The organism is Cupriavidus alkaliphilus, from assembly GCF_014191175.1.
In the GTDB taxonomy this organism is placed as follows: domain Bacteria; phylum Pseudomonadota; class Gammaproteobacteria; order Burkholderiales; family Burkholderiaceae; genus Cupriavidus; species Cupriavidus alkaliphilus.
Genome location: NZ_JACHWE010000005.1, coordinates 252252 through 262234 on the forward strand (window position 1 = coordinate 252252; position 9983 = coordinate 262234).

Genomic DNA, 9983 nt, shown 5'->3' on the forward strand with positions numbered 1-9983 from the left:
GTTGTTATTCGGGCCGGATGTTGCCGTCGCGGATCACCTTGGCCCATAGCCGTGCCTGGCCCACGATGAACTGTCGCGCATGTGCCGGCGGTGCCGCCACGACTTCGCCACCAAGCTCGGCCACGCGCTGCCGGATCTCGGCGCTGGTCATGACCTTCTGCAGCGCGTCGGCAAGCTTCGCGGCGACCGGCTCCGGTGTCGCGGCGGGGACGAAGGCCGCGTTCCATTCATAGACCTCGTAGCTGGCCACGCCGGCTTCCTGCATGGTCGGCACCGCCGGCAGCGCGGGGGTGCGCGACGGGCTGGTCACGGCCAGCGGCTTGAGCTTGCCGGCCTGGATGTGCTGCAGGCTCGAGGCCACGTTGGCGAAGAACAGCGGCACCTGGCCGGCGATGACGTCGGTCATGGCCGGGCCGCCGCCCTTGTAGGGCACGTGCAGGAGGTCGACGCCGGCGCGCTGCTCGAACAGCACGCCGGCCAGATGCTGCGCCGATCCGTTGCCCGAAGACGCAAAGGCAACCGAGCCCGGCTTCTGCCTGGCCATGGCCACCACTTCGCTGACCTTCCCCGCCGGAAAGCTGGCGGTGGCGACCAGCACGTTGGGATAGCGCGCCAGCACGCCGAGCGGCCGGAACGCCTTGTCCGGATCGTAGGGCAGGCGCGGATAGAGGCTGGGATTGACGGCATAGGACGAGGCATCGACCATCAGCGTGTAGCCGTCGGGCGCGGCCTTGGCGACATAGGCCGCGCCGATCTGCCCGCCGGCACCAGGCCGGTTCTCGACCACCACGGTCTGCCCCAGTTCGCGCCCGAGGCCGGGCGCGATCAGCCGTGCCATCAGGTCAGCGCCGCCGCCCGGCGGGTATGTCACCACGATGGTAATGGGACGTGCCGGCCAGCCCGCGGCGTTGTCGGCGGCCTGCGCCGGCGTGGCGATGGCGATCATGGCGGTGGCCGCGGCGGCAATCGCGTGGCATGCGTGCATGGGTCTGTCTCCTTGGCAACGGTCCGTCAGCGGACGTCGGCGGTATAGCGGAAGGCGAAGGCGTCGCCGCGCGTCAGGCGGTATTCGATGCAATGTCCGGCCAGGTCGAAGGCGTGCCGGGTCACTACCGCGCAGGGATGCGCATCGGGCAGCGACAGCAACGCAGCCTCGTCCGTCGCCAGCGTGCGGAAGGTCACCTCGTCGACGGCACGATGGACCGTGACGCCGCAGGCGCTCCCCAGCAGCGGGTAGAGCAGGTCGCCCCACTGCGCCGGCGGAAGTTGCTGCAGGGCTTCGCAGCGCGGCAGCGGCAGCCAGATCGACTCCAGCAGCCGCGGTGTCTCTTCCAGCCAGCGGCGGCGCGAGATCGCCAGCCCGCGCGCGCCGCTTGCCAGCCCGAAGCGCGCGGCCATGGCCTTGTCCAGCCGGACGGCGCGGCAAGACAGGATTTCAGAGCGGGGCACCACGGGCGCGCCATCGGCGCCGCCGAAGCGAAAGAAACGCATCAGGCTGGCGCCGCTCAGCCCCTTGCGCACGAAGGTGCCCTTGCCCTGCACGCGCTCGAGCAGGCCTTGCTGGACCAGCACGGCGATGGCCTGGCGGATGGTGCCCAGCGCTATACCGAAGTCCTTGGCCAGCGCCCCTTCGGCCGGGATGGCACTGCCCGGGGTCCAGGCCCCGGAAACGATCCGGTCCTGCAGTGCCGCCGCGATCTGGCCGTATCGGCTCAGCCCCGCGGTGGCGGTGGTGGTCTGGAGCGGTGCGTTGTCTGGCATGCCGAAGCCGTGCTAAATTGATTGAATGCTTATGTCCTCTAGAGGACTAGAATACTGACGCGGGTCTGGGTGCCATATCCGGATATACCCGCCCCACGGAGGCTTGATGATGAGCAGGCGCGCTTCGCCGCTGGTGGATACCCATTTCCACGTCTTCGATAACGGCGTGGCCACGGCTTCGGTGCGCTACCGGCCGGCCTATGCCGCCAGCCTGGACGAATGGCGGGCAACGCTCGGCGGCCTGGGCGACCTGTATGGGGTGGTGGTGCAGACCAGTTTTCTGGGCACTGACAACTCAGCGCTGCTGGCAGCGCTGCAGGCTCGGCCCGAGCGCCTGCGCGGCGTGGCAGTGGTCGAGCCATCGGTGGCCGATCCGCAGCTGGAAACGCTGCAGGCCGCCGGCGTGCGTGGGATCCGCCTCAACCTGTACGGCGATCCGGACTGGCAGCGCATTGCCACCGCACCGTGGCGCGGGCTGTTCCGCAGGATCGACGCGCTGGGCTGGCACGTCGAGCTCCATACCCGCAATGGCGACGGCGGCATGGTGCTGGCGCGCCTTGATGCCGCCCTTGGCGATGCCGGCACGCCGGTGGTGCTGGATCACTTCGGCCGCCCTGGCCACGCGGGCATTGCCGATGCAGTCTTCGAGGTCGCCACGGCCGTGCGCGCGCGCCGCCCGGTGTGGGTGAAGATCAGCGCGCCATACCGGCTGCCATCGCCGCAAGAATCGCCGCACGACTGGACCGCGCTGGCGCAGGCATGGCGCGACATCGTAGGCGATGACCGGTTGCTGTGGGGTAGCGATTGGCCCTGGACCAACCACGAGGCGCCGGTCCGGCTGGATGAGTGCCGCAGCCTCGCCGCGTGGCAGGCGGAGTCTGGCGCGGCTTTGTCCGCGGCGCTGCGATGGCGCAACGCCGCGGCGTTGTACGGGTTTGCGGTGGATGAACCAGAGGCGTAAGGGCCGCCGGCGCTGGAGCCGCGGCCATGCTGCTATTTGCGAGCCTTGCCGCGCGTACTCTTCCTGGCGGCGGCGCGGGCCGCTTCCTTTTGCGCCGCCGCGGCCGCGCTCAACTGCTCCAGCCAGGCCATGCCCTCGACATACGACAGGAAATGCCTCAGGTATTCCGGCGAGGTCTCGCGCATCAGCGACAGCGAGCGATGCACGAGGTGGTCGGTATTGAGCGGTCCGGCGTTCTCCGGCACGCGCTCCAGCGACTGGCGGAACTGCTGCTCGACGCTGACCCGGGCCCAGGTCTCGCGGAAGTAGTCGGCGAGGGTGTCGACCAGCGGCGTGTCCATGGCTGGCGCCGGTGCCGGCGACGGCGGACGGGCATCGTTCGAAGCCGCCGCGATGGCGGGCCTGGCGCGCGCGGCGAGGTCGTGGACCAGTGCGCCCAGCGCGCTCACGGCTGGCGTTGGCGCCGGCTGGCAAGTGGTCTCGCCAGCGTTGTCGGCGTTGCCCGGCACGATGGCGGCATAGGCGGCGACCAGTTGCTGCAGGCGCGCCTCCAGCAACGGCCGCGCCGCGCCGCCGTGTGCGGCCGCGCGGGCGGCCAGTGCCTGCATCAGCCGAAAGCGCACGGGGTCGGCGCGGTCGGCGCCGCTGGCCTGCCAGGCGTCGAGTTGCGCGCGGGCGTCGGCCGTCGCGTCGAGCTCAGCCATGCGCCTTCACCGTGCCGGTGGTCACGCGCGGCACCGGCGAGATTTCCACGCGCCGGTTCTTGGCGCGGCCGGCGGCGTCGGCATTGGGGGTCACCGGCTGTTGCGAGCCGAACGCGGCCGAGAACACCGACGACGGCGGGATGCCCGCATCGATCAGCGTGCGGGTTACGGTCAAAGCGCGCTGCGCCGACAGTTCCCAGTTGTCGGCAAAGCGCCGGTTGCCCTCGCGCACCTGCTGGTCATCGGTAAAGCCGCTGACCATCAGGATCTCGTCGCGGCTGCGCAGGTAGGCCGACAGCGGGTGGGCCAGGCTCCTGAGCAGGTCGCGGCCTTCGGGCTGCAGCTCGGCGGAATTCAGCGCGAACAGCACGCTGCCGCTGATGCCGATGCGCCCGTTCACCAGCGTCACGCGCCCGGCGGCGAGCGGGCCGGCCAGCGCCTTTTCCAGCGTCTCTCGGCGCTGGGCTTCTTCCTGGCGCTGTTTCACCTCGGCTTCCAGCCGCGCCGACAGCTCCATCTGCACGCCGATGACCCCCAGCAGCACCAGCACGAACGCGCCCAGCAGCACCGACATCAGGTCGCCGAAGACCGCCCAGGCCGGCACGGTGGGCTCAACGCCGGCGTCGAGTTCCTCTCTCATGCCGCCTCTGCGCTGGGCGCCGGCCGGGCTGCGCGCAGCTGCAGGTCTTCCAGGATCTGCTTCTGCGACAGCATGCTCAGGTCCACCACCTCGCGCGCCTGCGCCACGTAGTAGGCCAGTTGCTCGTCGCTGCGCGTCATCGACTTGTCGAGCGCGGCCTCGATGCGCTGCAAATGCTCGATCAGCTTGCCGTTGGATTCGCTGAACAGCTGCACCGCCACGCCGAAGGCCTCGCCCAGGCTGGCCACCTCGACCGCGCTGCCGGTGACCTGCGCGGCGACGTCGGTGAGCTTGCCGGTCTCGGACTCGACCTTGTCGGTGAAGCGGGTGCCGACGCGCTCGAGCAGGTCGGCGGTGGTGGCGACCAGCGTATCGACGGCGGTGCGCTGCTCGGTGGAGGCGTGGTTGACGGCGTCAAGCAGCGTGCCCAGCGTTGCCATCATGCGGCTGCGTTCTTCCAGCATGGCGTGGTCGCGCGCCATGCCCTCGGTCAGCTTCTCGCGCAGCTGCGCAATGACTTCGGCGGCGGCGCGGGGCGCTTCGCTCGCGGCCTGCAGCAGGCGCGAGACTTCGGCGACGGTGCCGGTGGCCTGGGCCTGGGCCTGCGCCGCCATGTCGCGCGCGGTGACGGCCAGCGTTTCGCAGATCTCTTGCTGGCGCGCGGTGGCGTGCGCGCTGGCCCGTTCCCATTCGCCGCGCAGCGCAGCCGCCATGGTGCCCAGCGTTTCGGTCCAGGCGGCCAGGCGTTGCGCGTCCTGCGCCACAAGTTCCGCCTGCAGGGCGGTGGCGGCCTTCGGTGCCTCGGCCGCGGCCTGGACCAGGCGGTCGATCTCGGCGAGGGTGGTGCTGGCGTGCGCCTGCGTTTCGGTCGCGATCGCGCGCGCGGTCTGTGCCAGCGCCTCGCAGACTTCCTGCTGGCGCGCGGCGGCATGCGTGCTGGACTGCTCCCATTGCTGGCGCAGCGTCGCGGCGATGCTGCCGAGGGTCTCGGTCCAGCCGGCGAAGCGCGCTTCATCGCGCGCTGCCAGTTCCGCCTGCAGCGCGACCGCGGCCTTCGGCGCTTCCGAGGCGGCCTGTACCAGGCGGTCGATTTCCGCGAGGGTGCGGCTGGCATGCGCCTGCGTCTGCGCCGAGATCTCCTGTACGTTGTGCGCCAGCGCCGCGCTGATTTCATCCTGGCGCGCGAGCGTGTGCGCGTTCAGCTGCTGCCATTCCTGGCGCAGCGATGCCGTGATGCTGCCAAGCGTATCGGCCCATGCGGCAAAGCGCGCTTCATCGCGCGACGCCAGTTCGGCCTGCAGCGCGACGGCGGCCTTCGGCGCCTCGGCAGCGGCCTGCACCAGGCGGTCGATCTCGGCCAGCGTGCTGCTGGCATGCGCCTGCGTCTGCGCCGAGATCTCGCGCACGCTCTGCGCCAGCGTGGTGCTGATTTCGTCGTGGCGGCTGACGGTATGCGCGTTCAGTTGTTCCAGCTGCTGGCGCAGGGTGGCCGTCATGCCGCCGAGCGTGTCGGCCCAGGCCGACAGGCGCTGCGCGTCCTGCGCGGCCAGCTGTGCCTGCAGGCCGGCATGCGAGGCGTCCACGTTGCGCACCAGCGCCGCGGCGTTATCGCCGAACGTTGCCGCGGCGGCGGCCAGCGCTTGCTGGTTGTCGCCGGCCAGCTTTTCGGCGGCCTGCTGCTGTTGCGACAGCGCCTCGCGCCAGGCTTCGGCGGTGCTGGCCGCGACGGCGTCGAAGCGGATGGCGACACCGTCCAGCAGGCTGGCCGAGCGTTGTCCGAAGGTATGGCTGAAGCCATCGAGCGAAGTGCGCAGGTCCGCCGCCAGCGCCTCGCTGGTGCGCTGATGGCCGGCGAGCGCCTGCTGCCAGGTATCGGCGACGCCGGCGGTGGCGTTCTCGAACCGGCTCGAAACACTGTCCAGATGCTGTTGCACCGCCTGCGTGACGGTGTCGCGCAGGGCCGTGGTTTCGCGGGCCAGGCCGGCCATGGTCGCGTCCACCGCGGGCTGGATCGCGGCACCCGCGGCGCGGGCGCTGTCGGCAATACTGTCCTTCAGCGATTGCTCCACCGATGACGCCAGGCGCGCATAGACGGTTTCGGTGTTGGCATGGAACGCGGCCTGGCTGGCCGCCAGGCGTTCCGCCAGGGCCTCGTTCTGCTGTGCCATGGCATGCATCATGGCCTGCATCTGCTCGGCCAGCGCCGGCATCACGTCGGCCTGGCGCTGCAGCAGCCGCAAGGCTTCGTCGCGCTGGTGGCCGCGGGAATAGCTGCGCAGCGTGGTGGCGATGCGGGCATCGAGCGCCTGCGCGGCCTGGATGCGCTCGCGCCGGCACAGTGCGGACAACAGCCCCAGCATGGCCGAGGTGGCAACGCCCGCGACCGAGGTGCCGAAGGCAAAGCCCAGCCCCTTGACCGGCGCCGCCAGCGAAGCGCGGATCGCCTGCAGGTCGGTGGCGCCTTCGAGCGCGATGCCGGTGCCGCGCAAGGTGGCCACCATGCCGAGGAACGTGCCGAGCATGCCCAGCAGCACCAGCAGCCCGACCAGGTAGGGCGTCAGCGCGGGGCCGGGCAGGCCGACGCGCTCGCCTTCGACGCGCAGGCGCACGCTGTCGCGCAGGCTCGGGTGCAGGCGTTCCAGCCAGCCGCCGAGGCTGGCGGGGGCTTCGGCCAGGCCGGCCAGCGCCTGCGCCAGCGTGACGGTGGCCTGGCGGTAGCGCAGCAGTTCCAGCGCGCCGCCCACGTAGAAGCCGCCGATCAGCAGGGTGACGACCAGCGCCAGGAAATTGGTGCCGGCATAGCCCGCGCCAATCCAGCAGACGACTGCCAGGCCCGCCAGGAACGCAACAATATGGGATAGGTATCGGGTCATGATGTCCGGGTTAGCTGTCTTGCAGCGCCGCCAGCAGGCCTTCGACGGGCTGCCAGCGAATCTCGAGTTCGGCGAGCAATACGCTCTGCATATCCTTGCGGAACACGCCCAGCCATGCGCCGGGACGCGCCGCCGCGGCTTGTCCTGCTGCCTGGGCCTGGTCCGCCAGCGCTGCGGCTTCGGCCTGGCGCAGGCGCTGGAAGTGCGGTTCCAGCAGATTCGGCACCGCGCCCAGCAGGTTTTGCTCGCGCGCGCCGAGCGCGCGCTCCATCACCGCGTCGACCATGGCCAGCTTGGCCATGGCCGGCGTCCGGGCCGACAGCGCGGCGCGCAAGCGTGCGCGCAGGCTGCCGATGGCGGTTTCCATGGTCTGCTGCAGCGTCAGGTAACGCTGGCGATGGACGGCGTAGTCGACCTGCGCATCGACCGGGTCGGGCAGCGCCGAAGGGCGCGCCGGGCCCCGCCGTCGGCCGGCTGGCGCAGTGTCTTCGGCGATGGCGCCGGCCAGCCGGGCCCGCACGCGCGCGCATTCCTGCGCTTCGGTGGCGCCGCCGGCACTTGCCGCGGCGGGCATGGCCGCGATGGCTGGCGCCTGGGCCTTCAGCGCCGACGACAGTGCGATCGCATCCGCCCAGCCAAGCCATTGGCTCAGCTGGCTGGAAAGCGAGCTTGCAGGAGGAGGGGCATCGGCATCAGCCAGGCGAGCCAGCAGGCGAACGAGGGTCGGGCCGCTGAAGCCTGTGCGCCGGGGCACTTGTAACATTCCGCTGGATTCGAAAAATGCAGCAGTTTACACGCCCCGGTCAGTGGCGCGGCGGGCGGGGCTGGTGGATGATGGCGGGGATCCGTTCCCGACCCGTCCCGACCCGTCCCGACCTGAACCGACACGGAGCTACGCCATGGAACCTGCCGAGCTGCCCGAAGGCTATCAACCGCTGTTCCGCACCAGCCCGTTCCTGGACGCGACCGGCCCTTATTTCTACAAGCCGCTTGCGCAGGGCTTCACGGTGGCGCTCAGGGTGGAGGAGAAGCACACCAACGCTTCGGGCACCGTCCACGGCGGGCTGGTCGCCACGCTCGCCGATGTCTCGCTGGGCTATGTCACCGCGACCTCGCAACAGCCGCCGTTGCGCATGACCACGGCGAACCTGAGCATCGATTATGTCGGCACGGCGAAGCTGGGCGACTGGATCGAGTCGCAGGTCGAGGTGATCAAGGCGGGTTCGCGGCTGGCGTTCGCTAAGGCACTGATCAGCGCCGGCGGCAAGCCGGTGGCGAGTACCAGCGCGGTGTTTCTGGTGGTGGGCGGGCAGCAGGATTGATTATCTGGCTGCGCATGGTAGTGGCGTCAGGCGAGCTTGAATACATTGATACCGAAGCGTACCGAGGATTTCACCCTGGGCCGAGCGCCCGGCCTTTCCCAACCGAAACAGCGATAACTCGAACGGATTATCGTGTCGGGCGGGTTGGTCCGCTCGTCAATTTCCTTTACCCAGCCGCTCATGACACCTCAGTTCTTCGCGACGCCTGCGTGTCGGTAGAGCCTTGTATGGTCCATGATGCACACAGGAGCGGTAGGAAGAGGTGCGACGCCTCGACGGTATCGGGGCATTCACGAGTGCTGGCAAAGTGTCTTTTTAGAGAGGCGGCTAAGGCACTAAAACGTGCCAGATGTCAAATAAAGACTTACTTAAATGTGGTCTAAAAATTACTGTATGAAAGTTCAAGTATTCAGCCTTATGATCGCGGGTACACAAGTGTAACGCCGCTGATACACCCGTTACAAAGGGAAATCTCCGAACGCGCGCCTCGGCTCGCGCGCTCGGATGGGTCAAGGCAGCACCCGTGCGGCTTGCAGGGATATCGTCTATTACGGGTAGTTTGGGCAAAGGGTCTAGACCGGGTTAACCCGGCGTATCGGTTGGGAGAAGTCTGTATGCACAAGCCGAATAGGGTGCCATCGAGCCATTCCATGCACACCCGCCACCTCCACGATTTCGCATCCTGGCGCGGTCGTGTCTCCCAGTTGCGTCCGCTCCACTTTATATGCCCGGAGAACCCCGGGTCCGCCTCTTCACGGCTGGCATGCCTGGCTCGGCTCTGACCGGCTTGTGCTCGCCGTCGCCACTGACGCGATGTCGTAACGCCGCCCGAGCTGTCCCGACCGTCTGAACGAAACGACAGTTTTCCAACGTTCACATTCGTTTCAATTCTGATTCACGGTTCGCCGCTATGATTTTTCACAAGGCAGGTAATGTATTAACATTAATTCAATAAATACATTTGAGCCGAACCCGCGCTGGTACGTATTACCTGGTTTGGTATGGCCGGGCGGTGAGACCGGGATCGAACCTGGCAATTTTGGTAAGGAGAAATCGAGATGTACAAGCTGTACCGGCAGGAGGGCGCAAGCCTGCGAGTGCCCGCCATCGCATTGGCCGCCGCGGCATGGATCGGCCTGATCGGGGTGTCGGCGGATGCGGCCGCGCAGGCCACCGCACCGGCGGCCGCGCCGCAACCGGCCGGGAACGCGTTCCATGCACAAGCCGCGCAACTGGGCGTCAAGTCGTGCACCGCACTGTTCGCGAGCCTGGGCGACAGCCTGACCCGCGGCACCGCCTACACCTTCAACATGGAGGCACAGAAAACTTCCCCGAACGACCACGCTGCACAAGCCGTCGTCGGCATGAAATACGACACGCCGAACTACCAGGGCCAGGCCGCGGGCATCGTACTGACCGCGCCGACCAAGGCCGGCGGTTGTGAAGGCAATATCGTGCGCGTGGCGCCGTTCCCGCAGTCGTGTCCGGACGTCGTCCGGCAGATGCCGCAGGGAAGCACGCTCGCCACGACGCTTTCCGGTACGCCGCTGTACAACCTCGGCGGCAACCAGGGGCAGGCACTGCTGGTTCCCAGCGGTGCCGGTTGTGTAGTCGTAACCGTAGCAAGGGCAATGGAACGCCGATGAAGCGGGCCAGGTAGCCACAGCACCACATCAAATCAAATCGCCACCGGCCGAGTCAGGCCGGGCGACATCCAATTGC

9 protein-coding genes are annotated in these 9983 nt (G+C 68.6%); 3 read left to right on the forward strand and 6 right to left on the reverse strand.

Annotated elements, in window-relative coordinates; genetic code table 11:
- Positions 1 to 4 precede the first annotated feature (4 nt).
- Together FHX60_RS18775 and FHX60_RS18780 are read right to left on the reverse strand one after the other, a co-directional pair.
- On the reverse strand, positions 5 to 985 hold the full coding sequence (locus FHX60_RS18775; RefSeq protein ID WP_183284190.1) for a tripartite tricarboxylate transporter substrate binding protein: 981 nt from the start codon (positions 983 to 985) through the stop codon (positions 5 to 7).
- Between the two features lie 26 nt (positions 986 to 1011).
- Positions 1012 to 1761 (reverse strand): GntR family transcriptional regulator, encoded by a 750-nt coding sequence (locus FHX60_RS18780; RefSeq protein WP_112774711.1) that lies wholly within the window; start codon positions 1759 to 1761, stop codon positions 1012 to 1014.
- Positions 1762 to 1867: 106 nt separating this feature from the next.
- Between FHX60_RS18780 and FHX60_RS18785 the strand changes: the two genes are divergently transcribed.
- On the forward strand, positions 1868 to 2722 hold the full coding sequence (locus FHX60_RS18785; RefSeq protein WP_260164109.1) for an amidohydrolase family protein: 855 nt from the start codon (positions 1868 to 1870) through the stop codon (positions 2720 to 2722).
- A 32-nt stretch (positions 2723 to 2754) separates the two neighbouring features.
- Here FHX60_RS18785 and FHX60_RS18790 read toward each other — a convergent pair whose 3' ends face one another.
- From FHX60_RS18790 to FHX60_RS18805, 4 genes are read right to left on the reverse strand one after another with little or no spacing between them, the layout of a single operon-like run.
- Complete coding sequence (locus FHX60_RS18790; RefSeq protein ID WP_183284191.1) at positions 2755 to 3426, reverse strand: DUF2894 domain-containing protein; 672 nt, start codon at positions 3424 to 3426, stop codon at positions 2755 to 2757.
- The gene (locus FHX60_RS18795) at positions 3419 to 4066 is read right to left on the reverse strand and encodes an OmpA family protein (RefSeq protein ID WP_183284192.1); all 648 of its coding nucleotides are present in this window, start codon (positions 4064 to 4066) and stop codon (positions 3419 to 3421) included. Before FHX60_RS18795 ends, FHX60_RS18790 begins: the two co-directional genes overlap by 8 nt.
- Positions 4063 to 6939, reverse strand: a complete 2877-nt coding sequence (locus tag FHX60_RS18800) for a DUF802 domain-containing protein (RefSeq protein ID WP_183284193.1) — start codon at positions 6937 to 6939, stop codon at positions 4063 to 4065. Before FHX60_RS18800 ends, FHX60_RS18795 begins: the two co-directional genes overlap by 4 nt.
- A gap of 10 nt (positions 6940 to 6949) precedes the next feature.
- On the reverse strand, positions 6950 to 7702 hold the full coding sequence (locus tag FHX60_RS18805; protein ID WP_183284194.1) for a DUF3348 domain-containing protein: 753 nt from the start codon (positions 7700 to 7702) through the stop codon (positions 6950 to 6952).
- A gap of 136 nt (positions 7703 to 7838) precedes the next feature.
- Between FHX60_RS18805 and FHX60_RS18810 the strand changes: the two genes are divergently transcribed.
- Both FHX60_RS18810 and FHX60_RS18815 read left to right on the forward strand, forming a co-directional pair.
- A complete protein-coding gene (locus tag FHX60_RS18810) occupies positions 7839 to 8261 on the forward strand; it encodes a PaaI family thioesterase (RefSeq protein WP_183284195.1) in 423 nt (140 codons plus the stop codon).
- Positions 8262 to 9319: 1058 nt separating this feature from the next.
- Positions 9320 to 9907, forward strand: a complete 588-nt coding sequence (locus tag FHX60_RS18815) for a hypothetical protein (RefSeq protein WP_183284196.1) — start codon at positions 9320 to 9322, stop codon at positions 9905 to 9907.
- Positions 9908 to 9983: the final 76 nt, after the last annotated feature.

Excerpts from the sequence above, each read along its gene's own strand:
- FHX60_RS18775 (WP_183284190.1), bottom strand. The coding sequence starts at position 985 with ATGCACGCATGCCACGCGATTGCCGCCGCGGCCACCGCCATGATCGCC.
- FHX60_RS18785 (WP_260164109.1), top strand. The coding sequence starts at position 1,868 with ATGATGAGCAGGCGCGCTTCGCCGCTGGTGGATACCCATTTCCACGTC.
- FHX60_RS18800 (WP_183284193.1), bottom strand. The coding sequence starts at position 6,939 with ATGACCCGATACCTATCCCATATTGTTGCGTTCCTGGCGGGCCTGGCA.
- FHX60_RS18815 (WP_183284196.1), top strand. The coding sequence starts at position 9,320 with ATGTACAAGCTGTACCGGCAGGAGGGCGCAAGCCTGCGAGTGCCCGCC.
- FHX60_RS18780 (WP_112774711.1), bottom strand. The coding sequence starts at position 1,761 with ATGCCAGACAACGCACCGCTCCAGACCACCACCGCCACCGCGGGGCTG.
- FHX60_RS18790 (WP_183284191.1), bottom strand. The coding sequence starts at position 3,426 with ATGGCTGAGCTCGACGCGACGGCCGACGCCCGCGCGCAACTCGACGCC.
- FHX60_RS18810 (WP_183284195.1), top strand. The coding sequence starts at position 7,839 with ATGGAACCTGCCGAGCTGCCCGAAGGCTATCAACCGCTGTTCCGCACC.
- FHX60_RS18795 (WP_183284192.1), bottom strand. The coding sequence starts at position 4,066 with ATGAGAGAGGAACTCGACGCCGGCGTTGAGCCCACCGTGCCGGCCTGG.
- FHX60_RS18805 (WP_183284194.1), bottom strand. The coding sequence starts at position 7,702 with ATGTTACAAGTGCCCCGGCGCACAGGCTTCAGCGGCCCGACCCTCGTT.